General features: G+C 74.6%; 21 protein-coding genes. 9 read left to right on the plus strand and 12 right to left on the minus strand.

What is annotated here, in order from left to right:
- Positions 1-52 precede the first annotated feature (52 nt).
- The 3 genes from ACIQVZ_RS12295 to ACIQVZ_RS12305 all read right to left on the minus strand — a co-directional run bounded on the left by ACIQVZ_RS12295 (position 53) and on the right by ACIQVZ_RS12305 (position 2,906).
- Positions 53-1,438 (minus strand): MFS transporter, encoded by a 1,386-nt coding sequence (locus ACIQVZ_RS12295; protein ID WP_402449210.1) that lies wholly within the window; start codon positions 1,436-1,438, stop codon positions 53-55.
- Positions 1,435-2,088 (minus strand): ArsR/SmtB family transcription factor, encoded by a 654-nt coding sequence (locus tag ACIQVZ_RS12300; protein WP_402449212.1) that lies wholly within the window; start codon positions 2,086-2,088, stop codon positions 1,435-1,437. The genes ACIQVZ_RS12295 and ACIQVZ_RS12300 overlap by 4 nt, the downstream gene beginning before the upstream one ends.
- A 113-nt stretch (positions 2,089-2,201) precedes the next feature.
- On the minus strand, positions 2,202-2,906 hold the full coding sequence (locus ACIQVZ_RS12305; protein WP_402449213.1) for a hypothetical protein: 705 nt from the start codon (positions 2,904-2,906) through the stop codon (positions 2,202-2,204).
- Positions 2,907-3,223: 317 nt separating this feature from the next.
- Here ACIQVZ_RS12305 and polX point away from each other — a divergent pair, with 317 nt between their 5' ends.
- Positions 3,224-4,993: a DNA polymerase/3'-5' exonuclease PolX gene (polX, locus tag ACIQVZ_RS12310; RefSeq protein ID WP_402449215.1), complete on the plus strand. Its 1,770-nt coding sequence runs from the start codon at positions 3,224-3,226 to the stop codon at positions 4,991-4,993.
- A 101-nt stretch (positions 4,994-5,094) separates the two neighbouring features.
- On the opposite strand, the gene ACIQVZ_RS12315 is transcribed toward polX, so the two are convergent.
- Both ACIQVZ_RS12315 and ACIQVZ_RS12320 read right to left on the minus strand, forming a co-directional pair.
- The gene (locus ACIQVZ_RS12315; protein WP_350879067.1) at positions 5,095-5,973 is read right to left on the minus strand and encodes a PfkB family carbohydrate kinase; all 879 of its coding nucleotides are present in this window, start codon (positions 5,971-5,973) and stop codon (positions 5,095-5,097) included.
- A 3-nt stretch (positions 5,974-5,976) separates the two neighbouring features.
- Entirely contained in the window at positions 5,977-6,960 is a 984-nt protein-coding gene (locus ACIQVZ_RS12320) for a pseudouridine-5'-phosphate glycosidase (protein ID WP_402449218.1), read from the minus strand.
- A gap of 137 nt (positions 6,961-7,097) precedes the next feature.
- Between ACIQVZ_RS12320 and ACIQVZ_RS12325 the strand changes: the two genes are divergently transcribed.
- The 4 genes from ACIQVZ_RS12325 to ACIQVZ_RS12340 all read left to right on the plus strand — a co-directional run bounded on the left by ACIQVZ_RS12325 (position 7,098) and on the right by ACIQVZ_RS12340 (position 12,861).
- Positions 7,098-8,000 (plus strand): LysR family transcriptional regulator, encoded by a 903-nt coding sequence (locus ACIQVZ_RS12325; RefSeq protein ID WP_350879065.1) that lies wholly within the window; start codon positions 7,098-7,100, stop codon positions 7,998-8,000.
- 190 nt (positions 8,001-8,190) lie between these two features.
- Entirely contained in the window at positions 8,191-9,855 is a 1,665-nt protein-coding gene (locus tag ACIQVZ_RS12330; protein WP_402449221.1) for a peptide-N4-asparagine amidase, read from the plus strand.
- A gap of 502 nt (positions 9,856-10,357) precedes the next feature.
- Entirely contained in the window at positions 10,358-11,941 is a 1,584-nt protein-coding gene (locus tag ACIQVZ_RS12335; RefSeq protein ID WP_350879062.1) for a metallophosphoesterase family protein, read from the plus strand.
- Positions 11,942-12,084: 143 nt separating this feature from the next.
- Positions 12,085-12,861 carry a (2Fe-2S)-binding protein gene (locus tag ACIQVZ_RS12340; RefSeq protein WP_402449464.1) on the plus strand — a complete coding sequence of 259 codons (777 nt, stop codon included), beginning with the start codon at positions 12,085-12,087 and terminating at the stop codon, positions 12,859-12,861.
- A 43-nt stretch (positions 12,862-12,904) separates the two neighbouring features.
- Here the strand turns inward: ACIQVZ_RS12340 and ACIQVZ_RS12345 are convergent, their stop codons facing one another.
- On the minus strand, positions 12,905-13,687 hold the full coding sequence (locus ACIQVZ_RS12345) for a FadR/GntR family transcriptional regulator (protein ID WP_402449223.1): 783 nt from the start codon (positions 13,685-13,687) through the stop codon (positions 12,905-12,907).
- Between the two features lie 178 nt (positions 13,688-13,865).
- Between ACIQVZ_RS12345 and ACIQVZ_RS12350 the strand changes: the two genes are divergently transcribed.
- Positions 13,866-15,398, plus strand: a complete 1,533-nt coding sequence (locus ACIQVZ_RS12350; RefSeq protein ID WP_402449224.1) for an APC family permease — start codon at positions 13,866-13,868, stop codon at positions 15,396-15,398.
- Between the two features lie 290 nt (positions 15,399-15,688).
- Here the strand turns inward: ACIQVZ_RS12350 and ACIQVZ_RS12355 are convergent, their stop codons facing one another.
- From ACIQVZ_RS12355 to ACIQVZ_RS12375, 5 genes are all read right to left on the minus strand, one after another.
- Positions 15,689-16,741 (minus strand): hypothetical protein, encoded by a 1,053-nt coding sequence (locus ACIQVZ_RS12355; protein WP_402449227.1) that lies wholly within the window; start codon positions 16,739-16,741, stop codon positions 15,689-15,691.
- A gap of 173 nt (positions 16,742-16,914) precedes the next feature.
- Positions 16,915-18,495: an alpha-amylase family glycosyl hydrolase gene (locus tag ACIQVZ_RS12360; protein ID WP_402449230.1), complete on the minus strand. Its 1,581-nt coding sequence runs from the start codon at positions 18,493-18,495 to the stop codon at positions 16,915-16,917.
- A gap of 174 nt (positions 18,496-18,669) precedes the next feature.
- Positions 18,670-19,311 (minus strand): bifunctional 4-hydroxy-2-oxoglutarate aldolase/2-dehydro-3-deoxy-phosphogluconate aldolase, encoded by a 642-nt coding sequence (locus tag ACIQVZ_RS12365; protein ID WP_208869124.1) that lies wholly within the window; start codon positions 19,309-19,311, stop codon positions 18,670-18,672.
- A complete protein-coding gene (locus ACIQVZ_RS12370) occupies positions 19,308-20,927 on the minus strand; it encodes an amidohydrolase family protein (RefSeq protein ID WP_402449232.1) in 1,620 nt (539 codons plus the stop codon). Before ACIQVZ_RS12370 ends, ACIQVZ_RS12365 begins: the two co-directional genes overlap by 4 nt.
- Positions 20,927-22,228, minus strand: coding sequence for an amino acid deaminase (locus tag ACIQVZ_RS12375; RefSeq protein WP_402449234.1), 1,302 nt, complete (start codon positions 22,226-22,228; stop codon positions 20,927-20,929). Before ACIQVZ_RS12375 ends, ACIQVZ_RS12370 begins: the two co-directional genes overlap by 1 nt.
- 126 nt (positions 22,229-22,354) lie before the next feature.
- Between ACIQVZ_RS12375 and ACIQVZ_RS12380 the strand changes: the two genes are divergently transcribed.
- From ACIQVZ_RS12380 to ACIQVZ_RS12390, 3 genes are read left to right on the plus strand one after another with little or no spacing between them, the layout of a single operon-like run.
- Positions 22,355-23,458, plus strand: a complete 1,104-nt coding sequence (locus ACIQVZ_RS12380) for a sugar kinase (protein ID WP_402449236.1) — start codon at positions 22,355-22,357, stop codon at positions 23,456-23,458.
- 37 nt (positions 23,459-23,495) lie between these two features.
- Positions 23,496-24,245 carry an IclR family transcriptional regulator gene (locus ACIQVZ_RS12385; protein ID WP_350879050.1) on the plus strand — a complete coding sequence of 250 codons (750 nt, stop codon included), beginning with the start codon at positions 23,496-23,498 and terminating at the stop codon, positions 24,243-24,245.
- A 26-nt stretch (positions 24,246-24,271) separates the two neighbouring features.
- Positions 24,272-24,697 carry a RidA family protein gene (locus tag ACIQVZ_RS12390; protein WP_350879049.1) on the plus strand — a complete coding sequence of 142 codons (426 nt, stop codon included), beginning with the start codon at positions 24,272-24,274 and terminating at the stop codon, positions 24,695-24,697.
- Between the two features lie 78 nt (positions 24,698-24,775).
- Here ACIQVZ_RS12390 and ACIQVZ_RS12395 read toward each other — a convergent pair whose 3' ends face one another.
- Complete coding sequence (locus tag ACIQVZ_RS12395) at positions 24,776-25,990, minus strand: MFS transporter (RefSeq protein WP_350879048.1); 1,215 nt, start codon at positions 25,988-25,990, stop codon at positions 24,776-24,778.
- Positions 25,991-26,016: the final 26 nt, after the last annotated feature.

Genomic DNA, 26,016 nt, shown 5'->3' on the forward strand with positions numbered 1-26,016 from the left:
TGACCGACGGGTTCCGGCCGCACGCTCGCCTCGCCGCCCCTGCGCGACAGGCCTACGGGCGTGCCGGGACCGGCGCGGGCGCAGGCTCGGGCTCGGGCTCTGTCCCCGGCTCGGGCTTCGCCTCGTCGGCGGTACCCGTCCGGCCGCGCCGGCGGTCCATCTCGCGCCACTCCGGCCGCAACCCGGCCAGGTTGGTGGAGGCGAAGTAGACGGCGCCGCCCGCGATCAGGGTGGGTATCAGCCCGACGAGGCCGACCGCTGCGCCGGCCAGCAGGCCGCCGAGCGGGATACCGGCCCAGGCGAGGGAGTCGCCGAGGGCGTGGACGCGGCCGAGCAGGTGGCGGGGCACCCGCTCGAAGAGCACCGCGCCGAGGATCGGGTTGAGGAAACCGCCGCCGAAGCCGCCGACCGCGAAGACCGTGAGCACCACCCACAGCGGCGCGCCGCACGCGAGCACCAGGAAGCGCGGGGCCCCGACGAGCAGGTAGCCGGCGAAGAACACCGTCCGGCGGGGCAGCCGGTGGGCGATGGCCGCCGCGATCAGGCTGCCGACGACCGCCGTGATCCCCCCGGCGGTGCCGGTCAGGCCGATGGCGGCCGGGCCGTTCCCCGACTCCCGCGCCCAGACCGGCAGGAGGACCGTGATGAACCCGGCGTCGAGCAGGTTGGTGATGCCGACCAGCACCGTCACCGTGAGCAGCAGCGGGTCGGAGCGCAGGAAGGTGAAGCCCTCGCGGAACATCCGCCAGTAACCCGCCGGTTCGGCCCCGGCCCCGGACTCGGCTCCGGCCTCGGCCTCGGCGGCCTGCTCGGCAGCGGGTGCCGGGGTTGCCGCGCGCCCCATCCCGCGCGGCAGGGCGAAGGCGATGACGAGGGACCCCAGGGCGAAGGTGGCGGCGTTGAGCGCCAGCCCGGCCAGCGGGCCCATCAGCGCGACCAGGCCGCCACCGACCGCCGGGCCGACCGTGGAGGCCAGCCGTTCGGTGACGCCGGAGAGACCGGTGGCGCGCTCCATCGGCACCCGGGCGCGGTCGGCGGCCTCCGGGACCATGACCGACTTGGCCAGATCCCCCGGGCCGCGCATCGCGCCGATCACCGCGACCATCGCCAGCAGCACCCCGAACGGCAGCAGCCCCAGGGCGTGCAGCAGCGGGACCAGCCCGGCCGCGACGGCGCTCACCAAGTCCGTCGTCCAGGACACCACCCGCGGCCCGAGCCGGTCGACCAGCGGCCCGGTCAGCGCCTTGACCAGCACGTACGGCGCCATCTCGGCGAAGGCGACCAGGCCGGTCATGGTGGCGCTGCCGGTGGTGGCCAGGACGAACCAGGGCAGGGCGATGGCCGAGACACGCGTCCCGGTGATGGAGACGGCCATCGCGGAGAGCACCCCGACTAACGGCCGGAGGCTGCGCGCGGGTGCGTCGGCGACGGTGGTCATCGGGACCCCGCCTCACCAGTGTCGGTGTCGCTGTCGCTGTCGGTGCCAGCGTCGGCGCCGACGCTCGCGTCGGGCAGCACGTGGACGACCACGGAGACCCGCTCGGTGCCCTCCGGGGCCGGCCCCTCCGCATCCAGCGCGCGGTAGCGCCGCACCACCGCGGACAGATCAGCGGCCAGTTGCTCGGCCTCCTCGGGGGTGAGCTGCAACAGCACGTCGCTGAGGCCGACCGCCTTGCGCCACTCCCGCGGCATCGTCTCGAAGGCGTCGACCGACCGCTGTGCGACCAGGGCGTGGGCGGTGAGGACGGACCGGAGGAAGCCGACGGCCGTGTCGGGCTCCTCGTCGGCCATGTCGTCACCCGTCCAGACGGTGAACTTGTGGGCCGAACGCCACCACCGCTCACGGGCGTTCCCGCGCTCGGGATCCTCCTCGACGAAGCCCGCGGCGGCGAGCTGGCGGAGGTGGTAGCTGGTCGCCCCGGAGTTGAGCCCCAACTGCTCGGCAAGCCTGGTCGCCGTGGAGGGGCCGTGCTTGCGCAGCAGCCCGACCACCTGCATACGCACGGGGTGGGCCATCGCCCGCATGCCCTTGGCCGTGAGGACGATGTGCGGGTCATCGCTGTGCATCCAGCCGCGTTCATCGGTCATGGCAGGAGCGTAGAACCGCAAAGACATCTTTGCAAAGGGTTTTTTGCGAAGAAGTCTTTGCGGTGAAGAGCGGAGCCCTGGGAGCCGTCCGCCAGCCGTTCGTCAGTCGTCCGTCAGTCGTGCGCGACCACCAGCAGCAGCACCACCGTCAACCCGCCGCCCGGCGTGGCCTCCACCGCCAGCCGCCCGCCCGCCGCCAGCACCAGGCTGTGCACGGCGGGCCCGACCGGCCCGTCGGCGCGGGCGCCCGCAAGCAGCCACTCCCGCGCCCCGGGCAGCTCGGACGACCCCCGGTCGGCCACCCGGATCTCCACCCGCCCGCGCGGTCGCGCCGCCCCGCTCAACCCGGCCGCCCGCAGGGCCGTCGCGGCCGCGCCCGGCCCGCCCGCCACCTCGGCGCGGACCAGCACCCGCCCGCCGGGCGGGTTGCGCCGGATCGCGTGGTCGACCAGGCCGGCGAGCGCGGCCTCCAGCCGCCGGGCATCCGCGGCCACCACCGGCAGCCCCGGCGCCAGCCGGGTCGTCACCGCCGCCGCCCGGCCGCCGCCGCGCACCACCTTGCGGACCACCTCGGCCACCTGGGCGTGCCGCGCCTGCGGCTCGCAGCCGGCCTGCCGGCCGGTCCACTCGACGCGCTCCAGTTCCGGCCGGGACAGCGCCCGGGGCCCTGCCATCTCGCCCGGTCGGAGCGGTCCCGGTTCCTCGCCCGCCACCGCGCCGCCGGGCCCGCCCGTGCGGCCGGGGCCACCCGGCCCGCCGAGGGCGCCGAGCGCCCTGGCCCCCGATGCGACATAGCCCCAGAGCTTCCCGCTTGCCATCGCCCTGCCCCTCGCGCATCGCCGGCGGCCGTCATCAGTGCCGCGGCCGACCGGCGCGGGCCGCTTCCCAGGCCCTGCTGTCAGCCTGCACCTCACTCGTTCGGGTGACAATCCGGCTCCGGGACGCGAACCGGGCACCACCCCCGCCGGTCGGCCGGTGCCACACCCGCCGACCGGCGGGGCAGGCCCGGCCACCGGCCCATCCGGGGCCCGCGACGCGGCGCCGCCGGCGCGGGGCCGGGCCTCACGAACTCCCTTCGCCCGCCCGGAGGTCCGCCGCCCGGGCCGGAGCCCGGAGACCCCCCTAGACTGGCCCCATGCCCCGGCTCAACGACCAGGTGCGGGAGCTGCTCCAGGAGTACGCCGACCTGATCAACATCACCGGCGGGGACGCCTTCCGGGCGCGGGCCTACGAGAAGGCCGCCCGCGCGGTGGGCGGCCACTCCGAGGACGTCGCCGGCCTGGACGTCAAGGGCCTGCAGCAGATCCCCGGCGTCGGGAAGTCCACCGCCGAGAAGGTCGCCGAGTACCTCTCCACCGGACGGATCGCCGCCCTGGAGACCCTGCGCGCCGAAGTCCCGTCCGGGGTACGGGAGATGACGGCCGTGCCCGGTGTCGGCCCCAAACGCGCCCTCGCCCTCCACCGCGACCTGGGCATCGCCTCCGTCGACGACCTGGCCGAGGCGGTCCGCTCCGACCGGCTGTCCGGCGTGGCGGGCTTCGGCGAGCGCAGCGGCGAGAAGATCCTGCACGGCATCGAGTTGCTGCGGCGCTCCGGCGGCCGCACGCTGCTCGACGCGGCCACCGAACTGGCCGAGCAGCTCGTCGCCGCGCTGTCCGCCGTGCCCGGCTGCACCCGCTGCGCGTACGCGGGGTCGCTGCGCCGGATGCGCGAGACGGTCGGCGACGTCGACGTGCTGGCGACGGCCGCCGACTCCGCCCCGCTGATGGCCGCGCTCACCGGACTCCCGTACGTGGCCGAGGTGATCGTGAGCGGTCCGACCAAGACCTCGGTGCGCACCACCGGGGGTGTGCAGGTGGACCTGCGGGTCGTCCCGGAGGAGGACTGGGGCGCGGCACTCGTCTACTTCACCGGGTCGAAGGCGCACAACATCAGGCTGCGCACGATGGCCGTCCGGGCCGGGCTGAAGCTCTCGGAGTACGGCCTGTTCCGAACCGCCGCCGAGGGGGCGGACGGCGAGGCGGCGGACGGCGAAGGCGCCGGCGGCGCCAAGGTGGCGTCCGCGACCGAGGACGAGGTGTACGCGGCACTCGGCCTGCCGTGGATCGCGCCGCCGCTGCGCGAGGACCGGGGCGAGATCGAGGCCGCCCTGCGCGGTGAACTCCCCGACCTGGTCCAGGAGTCGGATCTGCGCGGCGACCTGCACACGCACACCGACCTGACCGACGGCCTGGCCACCCTGGAGGAGATGATCGACACCGCGGCCGCCCGCGGCTACTCCTACTACGCCGTCACCGACCACGCCCCGGACCTGGTGATGCAGCGGATGACGGACGAGAAGATGCTCGCCCAGCGCGAGCAGCTGCGCCGACTCGCCGACCGCCACCGGAAGCTGCGCCTCCTGCACGGCACCGAGCTGAACATCGGCCCGGACGGCGGGGTGGACTGGCCGCCCGGGTTCCTGGCCGGCTTCGACGTCTGCGTGGCCTCCGTGCACTCGCACTTCACCGCCGACCGGGCCGCCCAGACCCGCCGGCTGATCCGCGCCTGCGAGAATCCGCACGTGCACGTCATCGGCCACCTCACCACCCGGAGGATCGGCCGCCGCGGCCCGATCGACGTCGACCTGGACGCGGTGTTCGCGGCCGCCGCGCGCACCGGCACCGCGATCGAGATCAACAGTTCCCCGCAGCGGCTCGACCTGCGCGACGAGGACGTCCTGCGGGCGAAGCGGCACGGCGTCCGCTTCGCGATCGACAGCGACGCCCACGCCACCGGGCAGCTCGCCTATCCGCGCTTCGGCATCGGCACGGCGCAGCGCGGCTGGCTCACCGCCGAGGACGTGATCAACACCTGGCCGTGGCAGCGGCTGAAGCGTTTCCTCCGCAAGGACTCGCTGCGCTGAGCGGCCCACCGGGCACCCGGCGGGCGGCCCCCGCGCTCGGGGCCGCCCACCGTACGGTCAGCTCGACGCCGCCCCGAGCCCACCCCGATACAGCCCTGCGGTCACTGCTCCGCGAACGAGGCCCCCGGCGTGGCCAGCACCCGGGCCGCGCTGCGGTGCCCGAGTCCGGCGGCCAGATGCAGGTCACCGGCCTCCAGGAAGCCGGCCAGGAATCCTGCCGCGAAGGCGTCCCCCGCGCCGGTGAGGTCGCGCACCTCGCTCACCGGCGGCACGGGCACCGTGAACGGCGCGTCCCCGGGCACGTCGACGGTGGTCGCCTCGGCGCCCGCCTTGGTGACCACGGTGGTGGCCGCCAGCCGGGCCCGCTCCGGTCCCGGCCGCCCGCCCACCAGCAGGCCCAGGTACTCCGCCTCGGACCGGTTGGCGAACACGAAGGTCGGCGCCAACTCGGCCAGCAGGGCGAGGAAGCGCTCCCGCCCGTACTGCTCCAGCATGCCGGTCGAGGAGGCGTCCACCGAGGTGGTGCCGCCCGCCCGCCGGACCCGCGCCAGCGCGTCCACCGCGGAGCGGCCGACCGGATCGCCGTCGAAGGAGTAGGCGGGCACGTGCAGGTGGGTCAGGCCGGCCAGCCACTCGTCCGGCACCCGGTCCAGCAGCTTGGCCGCGCCGCGGTCGGGCAGCATGGTCCGTTCGCCGGTCTGGTCGATCAGGACCACGATGCTGCCGGTCTGGCCGCGCCGGGCGACCCGTACGTCCACGCCGTGCCCGGTCAGCTCGGCGACGATGCCGTCCCCGACCGGGTCGGCGCCGACGCAGCCGATGAACCGGGCCGGGTACTGACCGGCGGCGAAGCTCGCCACGTTCGCCGCGCTGCCGCCGCGCCGCCGGAAGACCTGGGCGCTGGAGTCGGTGCCGTGCCGCAGCGGGCCGTCGACCCAGACGACGATGTCCTCGACGAGGTCGCCGAGCACCCCCAGCACGGGTCAGGCCCCGCTGCGGGCGGCGGCCGCCAGCGCGGTCGCGATCTGGCCGCCGAGCCGGACGTTGCCCCGGTAGACCTCGACGTTGACCTCCAGGCTGCGGCCGTGGGTGTCGCGCTGGATGTGGTCGAGCAGGAACGGCGTGGAGGCGTTGCCGGTGACGCCCTGGCGCTCGGCCTCGGCCCAGGCGCGCTCCAGGATGCCGTCGAGCTCCTCCGGCGGCAGCTGCTTGGCGGGGTCCACCGGGTTGGCGATCAGGACGGCCTGCGGCAGGGCGAGGCGGTCGCGGGCCTCGATCAGCCGCGCGGCCTCCTCGGGCGACTCGACGCTGAAGTTGATCTCGTGTCCGGAGTCGGTGACGTAGAAGCCGGGGTACTTGCGGGTGCGGTAGCCGATGACCGGGATGTTGAAGGTCTCGAAGCGCTCCAGGGTGGCCCGGATGTCGAGGATCGACTTCACGCCCGCGCTGATCACGGTGACCGGCGTGGCGGCCAGGGTGGTCATGTCGGCCGACTCGTCGAAGCTCTCGGAGGCGCCGAAGTGGACGCCGCCGAGGCCGCCGGTGGAGAACACCCGGATGCCTGCCCGGTGGGCGAGGAAGGCGGTGGCGGCGACGGTGGTGCCGCCGTGGCGGCCGAGCGCGGCGACCACCGGCAGGTCGCGCAGGCTCACCTTGTCCAGGCCATCCGTCGCGGACAGTTCGGTGATCTGCTCGGTGCTCAGACCGACCGTGGGCACGCCCGCGTGCACGCCGATGGTCGCCGGGACGACGCCCGCCTCGCGCAGCTGTCGCTCGGCCTCCAGCGCGACGGCCAGGTTGCGGGGGCGCGGCAGGCCGTGGGTGAAGATGGTCGATTCCAGCGCGACCACGGGCCGGCCGTCGGCCACGGCCTGCGCGACCTCCGCGGAGACGTGGATGGCCCGCGCGGAACGGGTGTCCGGCGCGGAGCCGGCGGCTTCGGGGGTGCTGGGGGGCAGTCCGGTCATGGTCGGATCTCTCTGTTGAGATGCCACTGCGGTGGGGCAACGTGTCGCTCAGCGTATGGACGGTTCGCATCGGAATCCAGAATGAGTCCTGGGGCTTTCCATAGGCTGAGACCTATGAGTTGGCTTAGGCTTGGGCCATGGGCTTCACCTTGCGTCAGCTTGAGGTCTTCCTCACCGTCGCCGAGACACTGCACTTCGGACGGGCCGCCGAACGGCTGCACATCTCCCAGCCGACGGTCAGCCAGGAGGTCGCCCGGCTGGAGCGGACCGTCGGTGTCGAGCTGTTCGACCGCAGCCGCCGCTCGGTGGCGCTGACCGAGGCCGGCGAGGTGATGGCCGCCGAGAGCGCCCGGCTGCTCGGGCACGCCGAGACGCTGCTGGCCCGGGTGCGGCTGCACGAGGAGTCCCGGCTGGGGACGGCCCGGATCGTCGCCTCCCCCAGCGTGGTGAACCGGCTGCTGCCCGCCGTGGTCAGCCGCGCCGAACAGGAGCTGCCCGCACTCACCACCGCCGAGGTCGCCGTCGACACCGGCCAGGTCTCCACCGCGCTGGCCGCCGAACTCGCCGACATCGGCCTCGGCCGCTTCCTCGACGAGGTGGCCGGCTACCGGTTGGAGCGGATCGCCGACGAGCCGGTGCGGGTCGCCCTCGGCCGGGACCACCCGCTGGCCGGCCGGACGAGCGTGCGCCTCGGCGAACTGCGCGACCTGCCGCTGCTGCTGTGGCCGCGCGAGCAGCACCCGCGCTACTACGACCACGTGCTCGGCCTGTGCGCGGACCACGGCGTCGACCCGCCGGTGCTGGTCAGCCCGCCGCGGATCGTCGGCTCCCGGCTCTACCTGCTCGCCCGCAACCGCGCGTTCTCGCTGGTGCCCGGCTCGATGACCGGCCACCTCACCGAGGACGTGGCCACCGTCCGGCTGGACGGCCGGGCCACCCTGCCGCTGGAGATGCAGTGGCGGCTGGACGACCGCCGGCCCCGGCTGGCCACCCTGCGCGACCTGATCCGCCAGGAGGCGGCGGCCCTGGAGGCCGACTAGGACCCGGCCGATCTTGCCGGGCCCGGACCGGCCGGACAGGACCCGGCCACTCGTGACGGGTCACGCCGGGCACTCCAAGCGCCCCTCGGGCGAATCCTTGACGCTGGCATGCCACCGCCGAAAGGATGCCCGGACCGCCCACCCGGCCCGCGGCAGCGCCCGCCGGCCGCCCGACCCCTGGGGACCAGCCTTGGCCGTCCGCCCGCTGCTTCGCCGCGCCGCCCGCCTCCTCGGCGCCGCCGCCCTGACCCTCGCCGGCACCCTCACCGCCGCCGCCCCCGCCCACGCCGACTTCGGCACCGACTACCACGACCCGGTCACCGTCACCCGGCCGCTCACCCGCCCCGACACCCGCTCCTGCACCGTCGAGGTGATGCACGACCAGCAGTTCCGCAACGGGTACGGCAACCCGCCCGACACCCCGTACACCACCACCCTCACCCCGCCCGCCGACTGCGCCGGGCCCTGGTCGGCAGTGGTCCTGGACCTCCACGGGCAGGTCGCCGGGCGGCAGTTCGACCGCATCTTCAGCGCCCGCGTCGGCGGCGTCCAGGTGCTGCTGTCCTCCACCCCCGAGCCGTCCAAGGACGGCATCGAATGGAAGCTGGAGCACGATCTCACCCGCTACGCCCCGCTGTTCGCCGCCGGCCCGCAGCCGTTCTCCCTCGACCTCGCCAACGTCACCGACGCCACCTACACCGGCGTCTTCACCATCAGCGCCAGCGTCACCTTCTACACCGCGAACGACCACTGGCCGGCCGCCCGCGCCGCCGACCGCCTGCTCACCACCGGGCCGTTCGCGCTCACCCAGGCCGCCCCCGCCGCCACCCGCGAACTCACCTTCCCGCAGAACCTCGAACGCCTCACCGCCGAGGTCTACACCCGGGGCGGCGGCGCCTGCGAGGAGTTCGCCTACGCCTCCGCGCCCGACGCCTTCGTCAGCGCCAACCCCGGCCTCGGCTCCTGCGGCAAGGGCCCGTTCCGCGAACTGCGGCTCACCGTCGACGGGCGGACGGCCGGCGCGGTCTGGCCCTACCCCGTCATCTACACCGGCGGGTGGGACCCGCTGCTCTGGCGGCCCGTCCCCGGCGTCTTCGCCTTCGACCTGCCCGCCTACCGGCTCGACCTCACCCCCTACGTCGGACTGCTGCTCGACGGCCGCCCGCACACCGTCGGCATCGCGGTGAACGCCACCGAGGCGCAGAACAACGACACCTGGACCGGCCAGGTCAACCTCTTCGCCGACGTCGACCACGGCGCCGCCCGCACCACCGGGCGGCTCACCGACCACCGGGTCGCCCCCGAGGCCGCCGCCGACACCCGGCTCACCGACCACGGCGGCGGCAGCGGCGACTGGACCGTCACCGCCGGCCGGCACGACCTCGCCCGCGGCTGGGTCCAGACCTCGCACGGCCGGATCACCACCGAGGTCCGCGACGACCTCGCCTTCCGCTCCGCCCAGCAGCTGCGCGACAGCGGCAACGACGTGACCCTGCACAACCGCACCGACCTCACCCGCACCACCGCCACCTGGGGCGGCGGCCCGCACCGCACCACCACCGTGCGCGAGGGCGAACCGCTGGACGTCGCCTACCGCGTCACCCACGACGCCGCCGGCAACACCGACCAGAGCACCGCCATGGACCTCGGCTACCACCGCGAGACCACCGCAGCCACCGGCGGCCACGTCACCGAGCGCTCGACCGTCGACCACACCCTGCGCCCCACCGCCCGCCGCCACGACGGCGACTCCACCGTCCGCACCGGCACCAGCACCGAGGACTACCGCAGCACCGGGCCCGACGGGCCGTACCACCGCACGCTCTCCTTCGTCGACGGCTGGCCGAAGCCGTAGCACCGCCCCGAACCTCCCGACTTGCGAAATCCGTCCGATTTCGGGCGGTTGACCCCTGGTGCACACGGCGTGGGAAGCGCATGATGGGAGGTGGACCTGCGAGGCAGCTGAAGGAGTTCGACCGCAGGAGGCAGTGGTGACAGATCGAGACGGATCAGGGTCTGCCACTGGTACTACCTCGGTCGACGATCGAACTGCCGGCCGGAGGACACGATGTCCGGAGGCCACCCCCGCCTCGTAGGTTCCCCGCGTCCACGGAGCGCCCCCTCGGCTCCGTGGACGCGTCCGTCGCGACAGGGCCCGCCACGGCGGCGCCCGTGCCCGCGGGGCCCACCGCCGCGGCAGCCGTCACCGCGGCACCGGGTCGCCCATCTCCCGGGCCTGGACGGCGATGCCGACCCGGCTCGACCCGGCTCTCCCCGTCCGCCGCCGATGCGGCCCGGCGGGAAGTTCACGTCGCGGCCCCGGCGCGGTTCACCGACGCCCGGTGAGGCTGGCGGCCATGAACGCTTCCAGTGAACATCCGCCCGTCAGCCGGCGCGGCATCCTGGCCGGCGCCACCGGTCTCGGTCTCGGCGGCGCCGTCTCCCTCTCCGGCATCGCGGCCACGCCCGCCGCCGCCTCCCCGCTGCTGCTGGAGCGGCCGGACCGCTCCGGCGCCCCGCGCGTCGCCGGGCTGCACCTCCAGTTCGGCTCGGACGCCTCGCGCGAGGTCGTGGTCTCCTGGCACACCACCGCCTCGGTCGGCAACCCCCGGGTCCGGTACGGCACTTCGAACGGCGGTTTCGGCCGCAGCGTGCAGGCCGACACCAGCACCTACCGGGACGCCAAGTCCGGCACCGAGGTCCAGATCCACCACGCCCGGCTGAGCGGCCTGCGCCCCGACACGGACTACGTGTACGCCGCCGTCCACGACGGCGCCACGCCGGAGCTCGGCACCGTCCGCACCGCCCCGCGTGGCCGGGCCGCCTTCACCTTCACCAGCTTCGGCGACCAGGGCACCCCCACCCTCGGCAAGAAGACCGCCAACGGCTACGCCAACGACAACCTGGGCAGCCCCGCCGCCGGCGACACCACCGCCGGAGTCGAGCGGATCGCCCCGCTGTTCCACCTCGTCAACGGGGACCTCTGCTACGCCAACCTCGCCACCGACCGGGTCCGCACCTGGTCCGACTGGTTCGAGAACAACACCCGCTCCGCCCGCCACCGCCCCTGGATGCCCGCCGCCGGCAACCACGAGAACGAGCGCGGCAACGGCCCGACCGGCTACGGCGCCTACCAGGCCTACTTCGACCTCCCCCCGTCCGGCTCCGACGACGAACTGCACGGCCTCTGGTACGCGTTCACCGCCGGCGCGGTCCGCGTCATCAGCCTCAACAACGACGACGTCGCCTACCAGGACGCCGGCGACTCCTATGTCCACGGCTACTCCGGCGGTGCCCAGCAGCGCTGGCTGGAACGGGAGTTGGCCGCCGCCAACGCGAACCCCGAGATCGACTGGATCGTGGTCTGCATGCACCAGGTCGTCATCTCCACCGCCGACAAGTTCAACGGCGCCGACCTCGGCATCCGCGAGACCTGGGTGCCGCTGTTCGACAAGTACGGCGTCGACCTGGTGGTCTGCGGCCACGAGCACCACTACGAGCGCTCGCACCCGATCCGCGGCCAGCAGCAGACCGACACCCGCACCCCCGTCCCGGTCGCCACCGACACCCGGACCATCGACACCACCCGGGGCACCGTCCACATGGTGATCGGCGGCGGCGGCACCTCCGCCCCCTCCAACGGCCTCTTCTTCGAACCCGCCAAGGCCCGCGTCATCACCGGCGTCGGCGCCGTCGACCCGGCCACCGGCAAGCGACCCCCGCAGTACGTGATCGAGGACGCCCCCTGGTCGGCCTTCCGCGACGCCGACAACCCGTACGGCTTCGCCGCCTTCGAGGTCGACCCGGGCGAGCGCGGCGGCCGGACCACCATCGACGTCACGTACTACTCCGTCAGCGGCCCGTACGGAGACCTCGTCCCCGTCGACCGCTTCACCCTCACCCGCCCGCGCGGCGCCCGCGGCGGCGGCCGGGGACGCTGACCCCGGCCGCGCCCGGCGGGGTGGCGCGCTCACCGGCCGCCACCCCGCCGGGCGCGGTACCGTTCCTCCGCGCGCCCGAACGCACCGATCACGCCGATCACACCGAACGCCTGAACACCCTGAACGCCCTGGAGGCCCGCCCGATGCCCGTCGACCGCCCCACCGACGGCAAAGGAAGCGCCGACCGCCCCGACTACGGCCGACTCGCCGCCGTCGGCCCGTACTTCGCGCTCGACACCCCCGCCACGCCCGGCGCGGGGCCGCCCCCGGGCTTCCGGCCGCTGCCCGAGCTGTACGGCACCGGGCCGGACGCGCCGCTGGCCCGGCGGATCCGGGTGGTGGCGCAGCGGCTCGGCACCGCCGAGCCCCGGGTCGCCGCGTCGATCCTGCACCTCGGACTGGCCGCCCGGTTCTGGTCGGTGGGCCTCGGGGCGGCCGTCCTGCTGGGTACGGTCCCGACGCTGGAGCACGCCTGGGTACGGATCCCGGACCAGGGGCCGCTCGACCTCTGGACGCCGCCGGAGCCCCCGGTCCCCGCTCCGTCGTCCACTTCGCTCCCCACTTCGCTCCCGCTCGCCGACCAGCTGTACGAGGCCGTCCTGGTGGGCCAGTTGGAGCCGCTGGCGGCGGCGGTGCGGTCCGCCGCCCCGCTCTCCGCCCGGCTGCTGACGGGCAACGCCGCCTCCGCCCTGGCCGGTACGCTGCGGGTCCTGGACGCCCACGCGCCGGTCCCCGCAAGGGCGTTGGTCGCGGAGCTGCTCGCGCGCCCGCCGCTGGCCGGTACCGGGACGCTGCGGACCGGTCCGCACGGCGCCGCCTTCCGGCGGACCAGCTGCTGCCTGTACTACCGGGTGGGGCCGGGCGCCGGGGTCTGCGGCGACTGCTGCTTCACCCGGCCGCCCGCACCACGGCGGGACTGATACATCCAGGAGTGCAGGTCATATCCGAGCCTCCCGTCACCCCTCACCCGTCAGCCGTCAGCCGTTCGTCCGCCAGCCGTTCGTCCGCCAGCCGGAGGTGCCCCCGCACCAGGTGGTGCACGCAGGCGACGGTGTGCACCTCGGCGGCGGCCCGGGCCCCGGCCGCGTCGCCGGCCAGGACGGCGACCAGGATCTCCCGGTGCTGCTCGGCGAACCGTTCCTGGTCGGGGCCGTGCGGTGCGGGCAGCCAGAGCAGCGGCCCGAGTTCGGCCTGGAGCCGGACGGCGAGCCGGGCGAGGCGCACGGACTGGGCGGCGACGGCGAGTTCGATGTGGAAGCGGGCGTCGGCGCGGCGCTGTTCGGCGGGCCCGGCGGCGTCGCGCAGGTCGTGCACCAGCCGGGTGAGCCGGGGCGCGAGGTCGGTGGGGGCGCGTTCGGCGGCGAGCCGGGCGGTGGTGCCGGAGACGGCCAGTTCCTCGTCGCCGAGGTCACGCAGGTCGACGGTGGCGAGGTCGCGCAGCCGGGCGAGCTGGAGGCGTTCGGAGCCCTCGGCGGGGGTGCGGACGAAGCTGCCGCCGTTGCGGCCGCGCCGGGTCTCGATCAGGTCGGCCTCGCGGAGCAGGGCGAGCGCCTCGCGGACGGTGCCGTTGGCGACGCCGAGCTGGTCGGAGAGGTCGTTCTCGCTGGGCAGTTGATCCCCGTCGGCGACCAGGCCGAGGGCGATCGCCTCGCTGATCCGACGGGCCACGGCATCGGCGCGGCCGAGGTCGGTCAGCGGCGCGAGGACGGCGCTGAGCAGCGGGGTCGCGCTCCCGATCGTCGCCACGCCGACCCTCTCCTCGATCACCGTCGGACTGGGTGCTTCCGGCAGGGTACCCCCGGTCGGGCACGCACCCTTGCCGGTAGAAACCCGATCTCGTATGTTTTCCCGCGATCCCGGTCCGAGCACCACCCCCGGTAAGCCCTCACGCGTCACGCCACGTTCCCAGGAGCAGGAGCAGGTCATGACCGATGCCAGCGCACGTGCCACCTCCCCGACCGACCCCCTCCCCCCTCAGGGCCCCGACATCGGCGCCGACGCCGACGCCGCACGGCTGGCCGCCCTCGGCTACGCCTCCGAGTTCAAACGCGACATGAGCCTCTGGGCGAACTTCGCCCTCGGCTTCACCTACCTCTCCCCGGTCGTCGGCGTGTACACACTCTTCGCCTCCTCCCTCGCGACCGCCGGCCCGCCGATGGTGTGGAGCTTCCTGATCGCCGGGGTCGGCCAGTTGCTGGTGGCGCTGGTGTTCAGCGAGGTGGTCGCCCAGTTCCCGGTGGCGGGCGGGGTGTACCCGTGGGCGCGCCGGCTCTGGGGCCGCACCTGGGGCTGGCTGACCGGCTGGGTGTACCTGCTGGCGCTGATGTCCACCATCGCGGCGGTCTCCTACGGCGCCGGCCCGTACGTGGCCGCGCTGCTGGGCGTCGAACCGAGCACCGCGACGACCGTCTGGTGCGCGCTCGGCCTGCTGCTGCTGGCCACCGTGATCAACCTGGGCGGCACCAAGGTGCTGTCGGCGGCGGCCGTGTTCGGCTTCGCCGCCGAGCTGCTGGGCGCCCTGGCGGTCGGCGCCTGGCTGCTGCTGACCCACCGCTACCACGGGCTCGGCGTGGTCTTCGACCGCTTCGGCGCGGGCGACGGCGGCTCGTACACCGACGCCTTCCTGGCCGCCGGGCTGATCGCGGTCTTCCTCTTCTTCGGCTTCGAGGCGTGCGGCGACGTCGCCGAGGAGGTGCCGAACCCCGGTCGACAGATCCCCAAGTCGATGCGGCGCACCCTGTACGTCGGCGGCGCGGCGGCGATCGGCGTCAGCCTGGCGCTGGTGATGTCGATCCAGGACATCGGCGCGGTGGTCTCCGGCGACGACAAGGACCCGGTGGCCTCGGTGCTGCACGACGCGTTCGGCGCCACCGGCGCCCGGGTGGTGATCGGCGTGGTGCTGATCTCCTTCCTGTCCTGCGTGCTGAGCCTCCAGGCGGCGGCGAGCCGGCTGGCGTACTCCTTCGCCCGGGACCGGATGATCGTGGGCAGCCGGCTGCTCGCCACCGTCTCGGACCGCCTGCGGGTGCCGCCGTACGCGCTGCTGCTCGCGGCGGCGCTGCCGGGCGTGATCATCGTCGGCGCCTCGGCGCTCTCCGAGGGCGCCCTGACGAAGATCATCTCCTTCTCCAGCATCGGCATCTACCTGGCCTTCCAGATGGTGGTGCTGGCCGCCCTGCGCGCCCGGCTGCGCGGCTGGCGCCCGAGCGGGGACTTCCGGCTCGGCCGCTGGGGCCTGGCGGTGAACATCGGCGCGCTGGTGTACGGGCTCGCCGCGATCGTCAACATCTGCTGGGGCCGCACCCCGGACGCCGCCTGGTACGACGACTACCTCGTGCTGCTCTCGGCCGCGGCGGTGCTCGCGGCCGGCGGGCTCTACCTGCTGCTGGCCCGCCCGCACCTGCGCGGCGACGCCCCGTCCGGCGACGCGACGGCCCCCGCCGGGGACGCCCGGTGACCCTCACCCCTGGAGGAATCCCCGTCGCCGCCTTCGGCCGCGTCCCGGACGACGGGCGCCCCGACAGCGCGCCCTGAGCCCGGAGCCATGAACCCTGAGCCATGAACCCGAAGCCACGGAACCTGAGTCACGGAACCTGAGGTACGGAACCTGAGCCATGAGCCCGGACTCACGAACCTGAGCCGCGAAACCGGCCCGCGTCCGGCCTGTCCAGAGCCGGGCGCGGGCCGCCGGTCCCCACCCGGTGCCGATGCCCTCGACGGCGGGTGAAGCACTCGCGTGCGGTGCGGTCAGACCGCGACCGCCTCCGCCATCTCCTCCTCGGCCTCCACCGGGCCCTCCACCGCCCGGCGCCCGCGCCCCTCGTAGAGCGCGGCGGCCACCAGCGCGGCCCCGCCCAGCAGCAGCCAGACCACCAGGGTCACGACGTGCCCGCCGAGGCCCGCGCCGCCGTCGAAGTACAGGATGCTGCGCGCGCCCTCCAGGAAGCCGGCGCCGGTCCAGAAGCCGTGCAGCGCGCCGAAGAAGCCGTTCTGCAGCTCGGGCCGGAAGACGCCGCCGGAGCTGGTGAAGTTCAGCATCACGAACAGCACCATCAGGGCCAGGGTGGTCCACTTCTTCAGGAAGCTGTGCAGGCCGATGCCGATCAGGACGACGCCCGCCGAGTAGAGCCAGCCGAGCGCCCACACCGCGGCCAGGTCGTGGTCGACCACGTGGAAGACCGGTCCGGCGGTGACGATCCCGATCACGCTCACCACCAGCGACACCGCCACGCCGACCAGCGCCCGGATCCGCATGCTCAGCCCGGCGCCGGCCGCGCCGATCACGGCGACGCTGGCGTAGGAGCCGATGCTCAGCGCGACCAGCAGGAAGAACAGGCCCTGGCCGGTCGGGTCGCCCTCGGCCGGGATGGTGAGGTCGGTGACGTGCAGCGGCACGCCCTGCCGGTCGGTGACGTTGCCGAACACCGCCGTGGCGGCCACCGCCGAGGTGTCCGAGTTCCCCTTGGCGACGAGCAGTTCGGGGCTCCTGGCATCCGGGAGGAAGGCCCCCACCAGGTCGCGGTCGCGGATCTGCTGCTCGGCGGCCGCCCGGTCGGGCAGGGTGCGGACGTCGACCGCCGCCCCGGCCTTGGCCTGGATCGCCTCTGCCAGGCCCCGCGCCTGCGGGGTGGTGCCGACCACGGCGACCTTCAGGTGGTGCGGCTCGGGCTGGTGGAAGGCTCCCTGGTAGGCGAGCGCCATGCCGAGGCACATCAGCAGCGGGGTGATCAGGTGGAGGGCGAGGTGCTTGAGCGAGTGCCCCAGGGTGGGCGCTGCGGCGGGGGTCTGGGGTGTGCTCATGGCGTTCGTACCGTCCTCCGGTGGCATCGAGTCGAGATGGGTGGCAAATACAACCATGAGGGGTGCCGAATGCGCCCACATCAGGTGGTAAATGCAACCATCTTGGATGTAGCTTACAACTACCTGACGCCGATCGAAAGCCGGCCGCCCCAGCGGGGGGCACGGCCGAGCACTCAGGACAGCTCGAACACGCCGTACGAGAAGCCGTCCGCCCGCAGTTCCCCGTCCGCCACCCGCACGCCCCGCACCTCCAGCGGGCGCACCCCGCCGTGCTCCAGCCGCACCGCCCCCGGCTCCCGGCGCGGGTTCACCGCCACCAGGTAGCGTCCGGCCCGGGTGTACACCAGCGGGTACCCGGCGTGCCGGACCTCCACCCCGCCGGAGGCGCCCAGCCCCGGATGCGCCCGGCGCAGCGCGATCAGCCGCCGGACGGTGTGCAGCAGCGAGGTCGGATCGGCCCGCTGGGAGAGCACGTCCGGGCGCCGCGGGTCCGGGTCGACGGGCAGGTAGAGGCGCTCGGGCGGCGCGCTGGAGAAGCCCGCCGCCGGCCCCGGCTCCCACTGCATCGGGGTCCGCGAGCCGGCCCGGTTGTACCGCGGGCCGAGCACGCTGCCCTCGACGTCCGGCAGCCCGGGCAGGTAGCGCATGCCGATCTCGTCGCCGTAGTAGACGGCCGGCAGGGTGGGCCAGGTGAGCAGGAACGCGAAGGCGGCGGCCAGCTGCCCGTCGGTGCGCGGGCCGGTGGCCAGCCGGGAGAAGTCGTGGTTGGCGGTGGGCAGGGCGATGTGGCCGACGCCCTCGGTCGGTTCGGCGGCGGCGCGCCAGGCGTCCAGGAACACCTGCGGGGTACCGCGCCCCTCGGCCTCGAAGTAGCACGGGCCCTGCTGCCAGAACTCCTCGACCGTGCCGGCGCCGTTGTTCCACAGCGAGCGCAACGCCAGGCCGTGGTCGGCGCCGCCGAACTGCAGGAAGAAGTCCGCGTGGAAGCCCGCCGCGACGGCGGCCGCTGGATCGCCCCACTCGGCGAACAGCGCGGCCTGCGGGTGGACGCGGTCCAGCCAGTCCCGCAGTCCGGTCCACAGCTTGGCGGTCTCCACCAGGCCCGGATCGTCCTTGACCAGCGAGGAGGCCATGTCGACCCGGAAGCCGGCCAGGCCGAGGCCGAGCCAGTGCGCCATGATGTCGCGCAGGGCCGCCCGGTTGGCGCGCGGGCCCTCGGCGTCCACCGGCTGGCGCCAGGGCTCCTCGGAACTCGGGCGCGCGTAGCCGAAGTTGAGCGCGGGCTGGCAGTCGAAGAAGTTCGGCCGGTACCAGCCGGGGCGGCTGCCGGGCGAGGCGACGAAGCCGTCCACCCGCTGGTCGGACCAGATGTACCGGTGGTCGGCCTGGTCCTCGGCGGCCGCCAGGAACCAGGGGTGGCGGTCGGAGGTGTGACCGGCGACCAGGTCGAGCAGGATCCGGATGCCCTTGCGGCGGGCGGCCTCGACCAGCGAGACCAGGTCCTCGGTGGCACCGTAGCGCGGGGCCGGGGCGAGGTAGTCGGCGACGTCGTAACCGGCGTCGCGGAACGGGGAGGCGAAGCAGGGGTTGAGCCAGACCGTGTCGACGCCGAGCCAGGCGAGGTGGTCGAGGTGCGCGGCGATGCCGGCGAAGTCGCCGATGCCGTCGCCGTTGGAGTCCGCGAAGCTCTGCGGGTAGATCTGGTACAGGACGGCGTCGGCCAGCCAGTCGGGGCCGGGGCGGGGCGAGGTCATGGGGTGGGTCCTCCTGCCGGATCCGGGGGCCGGGGCCACCGGCGGGGCCGGGGCTGGGGCTGGGGCTGGGGAGCACGATTCTCGCCCATCCCCGGCCGCGCCGACAGCCCGCCGACGGCCGCCCCGACAACTCGCCGACCGACCGCCCCGGCACACCCCGCCGCCCGCCGGACCTCAGGCCCGCGCCACCGCGCACGCCGCGGTGAACGCCCGGGCCCGCCGGGTGATCTCCGCCCAGTCCCCCGCCGCGACCGCATCCGGCGGCACCACGTCCGTGCCCGCGCAGACCGCGAGCGCGCCGTGCGCCAGGAAGTCGGCGGCGTTGCCCGCGTTCACCCCGCCGGAGGCCACCAGCGGGACGTCCGGGTACGGGCCGCGCAGGTCCTTGAAGTAGCCGGGGCCGAACGCCCTGGCCGGGAAGATCTTCACGGCGGCGGCCCCGAGGTCCACCGCCCGGGCCACCTCGGTCGGGGTGAGCGCCCCGAGCACCACCGGCACCCCGGCGGCCCGGGCGGCCTGCGCGACCTCGGGCCGGCAGCCGGGGGTGACCAGGAAGGACGCCCCGCTCGCGACCCCGCGCTCGGCCTGCTCGGCGGTCAGCACGGTGCCCACGCCGACCCGCCAGCCCGCGTCCGCGGCACGCCGCAGGTGCGTCGTCACCTCCGGTGTGGTGTAGGTGAATTCGGTCCAGTTGATGCCGCCGTCGGCGAGCGCGGCGCACAGCGCGGCCGCGTCCGGGATGCGGGGCGCGCGGACCACGGCGATCACCGGGTCGTCCCGCAGGTCGGCGAGGGGGTTCACGGAGGGGGGATTCACAGGGATCTGGTTCCTCGGTCGGTGCGGCGCAGGGCGCGCCCGGGCCGGGCGCCCGTGGTGCGGCCCTGCCGGACGACGGCGGTGCCGTTGACGTACACGTGCTGGACGCCCTCGGCGGGCAGCCGGGGGTGCTCGAAGGTGGCGGCGTCCCGGACCTTCTCGGGGTCGAGGAGCACCAGGTCGGCGTGGTGGCCGGGGGCGATCCGGCCGCGCCGGTGCAGCCCGAGCCGGGCGGCGGGCCGGCCGGTCATCCGGGCGATCGCCTCCTCCAGTGTCAGCACGCCCAACTCCCGGCTGTAGTGGCCGAGGTAGCGGGGGAAGGTGCCCCAGGCGCGGGGGTGCGGCCGGGCGCCGACCAACAGTCCGTCGCTGCCGACGGTGTGCGCCGGGTGGCGCATGATCGCCCGGACGTTCTCCTCGTGCCCGACGTGCTGGAGGATCGTGGTGGCCAGTTCGTCGCGGCGCAGCAGGTCGAGGAAGACCTCCGTCCCGCTGTGGCCACGCTCGGCGGCGAGTTCGGCGACGGTCCGGCCGACCGCCCGCGCCAGCTCGGCCGTCCGGACGCCCGAGATCTGGATCGTCGCCCAGTCGGTGACGACGCCGTGGCAGCCGTCGCTGCCCTTCTCCTCCACCTCGTACCGGATCCGCTCGCGGGCGGCCGGGTCGGCGAGCCGGGTGAGCGTCGCCGCCGGACCGCCCTCGGTGGCCCAACTGGGCAGCAGGGCGGCCAGGGTGGTGGAGCCGGGCAGGTAGGGGTAGCTGTCCAGGGTGAGGTCGACGCCGTCGGCGAGCGCCTGGTCGACCAGTTCCAGCAGTTCGCCGGCCCGGCCCCGGTTGACGCCGAAGTTCATCGTGGCGTGGGTCAGGTGCAGCGCGCAGCCGGTCCGCCGGGCGATCTCCACCATTTCCGCGTATCCCTCCAACGCGCCCTTGCCGTACGAGCGTTGGTGCGGGGCGTGGAAGCCGCCGTAGGCCGCGACCACGGTGCATAGCTCGACCAGCTCGGCGGTGTCCGCGTACATCCCGGGGGTGTAGCTGAGGCCGCTGGACATGCCGACCGCGCCGTCCAGCAGGCCCTGCGCCAACTCCTGGCGCATCCGGTCGAGTTCGGCCGCGGTGGGCGGCCGGTTGGCCCAGCCCATGGCGAGCATCCGCAGCGAGCCGTGCGGGACGAGGTAGCAGGCGTTGACGGCGACGCCGGTGCGGTCGATCCGGTCCAGGTAGCCGGCGACGCCGCGCCAGTCCCAGTCGAAGCCCTCCGGGTCGCCGTTCCAGCCGGCCAGTTGGCGGCGCAGCGCGGGCAGGGTGGTGTCGTCCACCGGGGCGTAGGACAGGCCGTCCTGGCCGAGGACCTCGCAGGTGACGCCCTGGGTGACCTTGGCCGGGTGCTCGGGTTCGAGCAGCAGAGCGAGGTCGGAGTGGGCGTGCATGTCGATGAAGCCGGGGGCGAGGACGAGCCCGTCGGCGTCCACCACCGTCGGCGCGTCGAGGCCGGGGCCGATCCCGGTGATCAGCCCGTCGGCGATCCGCACGTCCGCCCGGTAGCGGTCCGCGCCGGTGCCGTCGACGACGGTGGCACCCCGGAAGACGGTGTCGGGCGCTCTGCCGCCCGCCATCAGAAGAACGTCCTGATCAGCCCGGTGACCTTCGGCTCGGCCGCGTCGGCGGAGTCGAGCACCGGGATCGCGGTCCACTTGTCGAAGGCCGTGCACGGGTGGGAGACGCCGAGCCGCAGCACCGCGCCGACCGGGGCGAGGTCGCCCGCGTCGCGCAGGAAGGCGTGCTGGTCGTTGAGCGCGGTGATCCGGGCCGCGGTGCCGGTCAACTCGGCTCCGCCGCGCACGCGTTGCGGCTCGGGCAGGCCCTCGTCGAAGGGCAGGTCGCGCTTGCCGGCGTCCAGCAGGGCCAGCTGCGGCTCGGGCCGGGACACCACCCGGGCCCAGCCGTGCAGCGCGCTGCGGAACGGCGTGGCGCCGGCGCCCCGGACCAGCGGCGAGATGCCCCGGTAGAAGCCGTCGTCGTGGGCGATGTACGCGCCCGAGCGCAGGACCACGAGGGCTTCCGGCAGGCCTGCCAGTTCCTCGACGACCAGGTCGAAGTAGGCGCTGCCGCCGGCCGTCACGATCGGCCGGGCGCCGTCCGGGTAGGCGCGGGCGAGCCGGCCGTGCAGGTCGGCGAGCGCCTTGAGGTAGTCGCGGACGGTGGCCAGCCCGTCGGCGGTGGCGTCGTGGGCGAGCGCGCCCTCGTAGCCGCCGACGCCCGCGAGGCGCAGGGTGGGGGCGCGCAGCACGGCGGCGGCGATCTCGACGGCCGCGTCCACGCCGCGGGCGCCGGTGCGCCCGCCGGGGCCGCCGAGTTCGACCAGGACCTCGACGGGCCGCTGGGCCCCGGCGGCGCGCAGCGCTTCGTCCATCAGCCGGACGCTCTCGGTGGAGTCCACCCAGGAGACGAAGGCGAACGCCGGGTCGGCGGCCAGTTCGGCGGCGATCCAGGCCAGTCCGGCCGGGTCGAGCAGGGTGTTGGCGAGCAGGATCCGCTCGACTCCGAAGGCCCGGGCGACGCGCACCTGCGGCAGGTTGGCGAGGGTGATGCCGTGGCTGCCGGCGGCGAGCTGCGCCTGCCAGAGGGCGGGCGCCATGGTGGTCTTGCCGTGCGGCACGAGCGCGACCCCGGCCTTGGCGCACCAGTCGGCCATGGTGCGGAGGTTGTGGTCGAGCGCGGCGCCGTCCAGGGTGAGCAGCGGGGTGCCGAGCCCGGTGAGGGTGGGTCCGGTGGCCAGCCAGTCGCGGACGGAGTGCCCCCAAGCCTCCGGCGGGGCGGCCTTGAACCGCCAGTCGAGCGTCTCGTCGGCGAGGGCCGCCACCGCGCCGTCGTCGATGCCCGGCCCGGTGCCGATGCTTGCGAAGGTCTGCTCCACCGTCTTCCTCCATCTGCCGTGTTGCAACATGTGCAATGAGGGTTGCACATGTTGGCATGACGGTTCTAGCATCGGCGCCGGATCACGGTCAACGGAACGGCCGCCGCAGACGGAGGAGCCCAGCAGATGCCGCGACAGGACACCCCGGGCCCGGCCCGCCCCGGTCCTTCCCCGACGGCCGTGTGCGTGGGCGAGTCCATGGCGGTGCTGCTGCCGGACCGGCCGGGCCCGCTGGAGGCGGTGGAGAACTTCCGGTTGTCGGTCGGCGGCGCGGAGTCCAACGTGGCCGGCGCGCTGGCCGCGCTCGGCGTGCCCACCGCCTGGATCAGCCGGGTCGGCGACGACGGCTTCGGCCGCCGGCTGCTCGCCGAGGTCGCCGCCCGTGGCGTGGACGTCTCGGCGGTCGCCGTCGACCCGCACCGCCCCACCGGCCTGTACCTCAAGGAGGTCGGCGGATCCACCGGCCACCACCACGACCTCGGCCCCGGCCGCAGCCGGCTGCACTACCACCGGCGCGGCTCCGCGGCGGCCGCGCTGTCCCCCGCCCTGCTGGCCGACCCGGCGGCCGTCCGGCTGCTGTCCGGCGCCCGCCTGCTGCACCTGTCCGGCATCACCGCCGCACTCTCCGACGACTGCCTGGCGCTGCTGCGCGCCCTGCTCGCCGACCGCCGCCCGGAGCTGACCGTCAGCTTCGACCTCAACTGGCGCCCCGCGCTCTGGCGCGACCGCGACCCGGCCGTCCTGCCGCCGCTGCTGGACGCCGCCGACCTGCTGCTGATCGGCGCCGACGAGGCCGAGGCCGCGTTCGGCACCGGGGAGCCGACCGCGCTGCGCCGCCGCTTCGCCTCCCCGGCCACCGTGGTGGTCAAGGACGCCGCCCGGCTGGTCACCGCCCTGGAGCGGGACGGCACGGCGGTGAGCGAACCGGCCCTGGCCGTCGAGGTGGTCGAGGCCACCGGCGCGGGCGACGCCTTCGCCGCCGGTTACCTGGCCGGCACCGTCCGCGGCCTGGACCAGCGCCGCCGGCTGCGGCTCGGCCACCTGAGCGCCGCCTGCGCGCTGACCGCCCACGGCGACCAGGCCGAACTGCCGCCCGCCGCCGTGGTGGCCGCGCTGCTCGACGCCTCGCCCGCCGACTGGGCCGCCACCCGGGTCTCGGTGGAGGGCATCACCGGCCCGGCCGTCCCCCCGGACCGGTCCCGTGGCACCCGGCGGGCCCGGGCACAATGAGCACGAACCCGAGCCCGAACGACCCCGGCGGAGCACGATGAGCCAGACCGTCACCCGCGCCCTGCGCCTCCTCGCCGAACTCGGCGAGGGCGAGCGCTCCCTCGACCAGCTGGCCGAGGTGCTCGGCGTCCACAAGACGACCGTGCTCCGACTGCTCCAGAGCCTGGAGGAGGAACGGTTCGTCTACCGTGACGCCGCCTACCGCTACCACCTGGGCGCCGGCCTTTTCGCCCTCTCCGGCCTCGCCCTGGAACAGCGCGGCGTCCGCCGGATCGCCGCCCCGCACCTGGCCGAGCTGAACGCCACCACCGGCCAGACCGTGCACCTGGCCGCCTACGAGGGCGGCGAGGTCGTCTACATCGACAAGTTCGACTCCCGGCACCCGGTCAGGATGTACTCCCGGATCGGCCTGCGCGCCGCCCTGCACAGCGCCGCCGTCTCCAAGGTGCTGCTGGCCGACCTGCCGCTGCCCGAACGCCGCCGGGTGGTCGCCGGGATCGACTTCACCCCGCACACCCCGCGCACCCTCGGCACGCCCGAGGCGCTGCTCGCCGAGCTGGAGAAGGTCGCCGTCCAGGGCTGGGCGCAGGACCACGCCGAGCACGAGGCGTTCATCAACTGCGTGGCCGCCCCGATCCGGGACGCCAGCGGCCAGGTCGTCGCCGCCGCGTCCATCTCGGTGCCGGACGTCGTCCTCCCCTACGAGCAGGTGCTGGACCTCCTCCCGCAGCTGCTCGCCACCACCCGCGCCATCTCGGCCGACTGCGGCCGCCCGGACCACAACTGATCAACCGTCAGACCGTGAGGAACCCCATGAACGAGCAGCACCCGACCAGCGACAAGACCGAGATCCGCACCGACGGCGCCCCCGCCCCCGCCTGGATGTTCTCCCAGGGCGTCCGCAAGGGCCCGATCCTCCAGGTCTCCGGCCAGGGCCCGCAGGACCCGGCGACCGGCGAGTACCTGTACCACGGCGACGTGAAGGCGCAGACCCGGCGCACGCTGGAGAACGTCAAGGCGATCGTCGAGGCCGGCGGGGCCACCATCGAGGACGTGGTGATGTTCCGGGTCTACCTCACCAAGCGGGCGGACTTCCCGCTGATGAACGAGGTGTACGCCGAGTTCATCGACGAGAACATCAAGCCCGGCGGCGTGAAGCCCTGCCGCACCACGATCTTCGTCGAGCTGCCGCAGGAGCCGATGCTGGTCGAGATCGACGCCCAGGCCGTCGTCGCCTGAGACACCGTCGAGCAGCCCGACCACCGCGGGGGCCCGGACGCGCACCAGGCGTCCGGGCCCTGCGCCGTCCCCCCTCGCTCACCTCCCCGCGGGCACGCCCCGCTCGGCCGGGGCGCCCGAGCGCGCCACGACCCGTCCCTCGCCCGCCGCGCCGCGCCGGTCCAGCGCCGCCGCGAACACCGTCACACCGAGGGCGACCGCGGTGAGCAGCCCGCCCACCCAGTTCGGCGCGTCGTAGCCGAGACCGCCGGAGATGACCAGCCCGCCGAGCCAGGCGGCCAGCGCGTTGCCCAGGTTGAACGCGGCGATGTTGGCGGCCGAGGCCAGCGTCGGCGCGCCCGCCGCCTGGTCCATGACCCGCTTCTGCAGCGGCGCGACGGTCGCGAAGCCGAACAGCCCGATCAGCGGGATGAGGACGATCGCGGCCGGCTTGCTGTGCGCGGCGAAGGTGAAGGCGAACAGCAGCACCGCGAGCACCGCGAGGATCACGGTGAGGCTGCGCATCAGCGCGCGGTCGGCGAACCACCCGCCCAGCAGGTTGCCGACGAACAGGCCGACGCCGAACAGGAAGAGCAGCCAGGTGACGCTGCTCGGGGCGAAGCCTGCCAGTTCGGTCATCATCGGCGTGATGTAGGTGAACATCGCGAAGATGCCGCCCCAGCCGAGCACGGTCATGGCGAGCGCGAGCCAGAGCCGCAGGGTCCGGAAGGCGGCGAGTTCGGGGCCGAGCCGGGCGGCGCCGGCCCGCGGCTGGACGGGCACCAGCGCCGCGATTCCGGCGAGGCCGAGCAGGCCGAGCCCGGCGACGACGTAGAACGTGGAGCGCCAGCCGAAGTGCTGGCCGAGCAGGGTGCCCATCGGGACGCCCAGCACGTTGGCGGCGGTGAGGCCGGTGAACATCAGGGCGATGGCGCCGGCCCGCTTGTGCGGGGCGACCAGGTCGGCGGCGACGACCGAGCCGATGCCGAAGAACGCGCCGTGCGCGAACGCGCTGACGATCCGCCCGACCATCAGCAGCCCGAAGGCGGGAGCCACGGCCGCGATCAGGTTGCCCAGCACGAACAGGCCCATCAGCGTCAGCAGCATGCCCTTACGGGGGGCCCGGGTGCCGAGGACGGTGAGCAGCGGGCCGCCGACCACGACGCCGAGCGCGTAGCCGGAGATCAGCAGACCGGCGGTGGGGATGGAGACCGAGAAGTCGCCGGCGACCTCGGGCAGCAGGCCCATGATCACGAACTCGGTGGTGCCGATACCGAAGGCGCTGATCGCCAGCGCCAGGAGCGCGAGGGGCATGAGGGACCGCTTTCCGGAGAGAACCG

Origin of the sequence: Kitasatospora sp. NPDC098663, from assembly GCF_044760075.1 — a bacterium.
GTDB lineage: Bacteria > Actinomycetota > Actinomycetes > Streptomycetales > Streptomycetaceae > Kitasatospora.

Coding starts and splice junctions, on each gene's coding strand:
- ACIQVZ_RS12390 (WP_350879049.1), top strand. CDS start 24,272: ATGAACGAGCAGCACCCGACCAGCGACAAGACCGAGATCCGCACCGAC.
- ACIQVZ_RS12335 (WP_350879062.1), top strand. CDS start 10,358: ATGAACGCTTCCAGTGAACATCCGCCCGTCAGCCGGCGCGGCATCCTG.
- ACIQVZ_RS12355 (WP_402449227.1), bottom strand. CDS start 16,741: ATGAGCACACCCCAGACCCCCGCCGCAGCGCCCACCCTGGGGCACTCG.
- ACIQVZ_RS12370 (WP_402449232.1), bottom strand. CDS start 20,927: ATGGCGGGCGGCAGAGCGCCCGACACCGTCTTCCGGGGTGCCACCGTC.
- ACIQVZ_RS12305 (WP_402449213.1), bottom strand. CDS start 2,906: ATGGCAAGCGGGAAGCTCTGGGGCTATGTCGCATCGGGGGCCAGGGCG.
- ACIQVZ_RS12340 (WP_402449464.1), top strand. CDS start 12,085: ATGCCCGTCGACCGCCCCACCGACGGCAAAGGAAGCGCCGACCGCCCC.
- ACIQVZ_RS12320 (WP_402449218.1), bottom strand. CDS start 6,960: ATGACCGGACTGCCCCCCAGCACCCCCGAAGCCGCCGGCTCCGCGCCG.
- ACIQVZ_RS12295 (WP_402449210.1), bottom strand. CDS start 1,438: ATGACCACCGTCGCCGACGCACCCGCGCGCAGCCTCCGGCCGTTAGTC.
- ACIQVZ_RS12300 (WP_402449212.1), bottom strand. CDS start 2,088: ATGACCGATGAACGCGGCTGGATGCACAGCGATGACCCGCACATCGTC.
- ACIQVZ_RS12350 (WP_402449224.1), top strand. CDS start 13,866: ATGACCGATGCCAGCGCACGTGCCACCTCCCCGACCGACCCCCTCCCC.
- ACIQVZ_RS12380 (WP_402449236.1), top strand. CDS start 22,355: ATGCCGCGACAGGACACCCCGGGCCCGGCCCGCCCCGGTCCTTCCCCG.
- ACIQVZ_RS12385 (WP_350879050.1), top strand. CDS start 23,496: ATGAGCCAGACCGTCACCCGCGCCCTGCGCCTCCTCGCCGAACTCGGC.
- ACIQVZ_RS12360 (WP_402449230.1), bottom strand. CDS start 18,495: ATGACCTCGCCCCGCCCCGGCCCCGACTGGCTGGCCGACGCCGTCCTG.
- ACIQVZ_RS12325 (WP_350879065.1), top strand. CDS start 7,098: ATGGGCTTCACCTTGCGTCAGCTTGAGGTCTTCCTCACCGTCGCCGAG.
- polX (WP_402449215.1), top strand. CDS start 3,224: ATGCCCCGGCTCAACGACCAGGTGCGGGAGCTGCTCCAGGAGTACGCC.
- ACIQVZ_RS12395 (WP_350879048.1), bottom strand. CDS start 25,990: ATGCCCCTCGCGCTCCTGGCGCTGGCGATCAGCGCCTTCGGTATCGGC.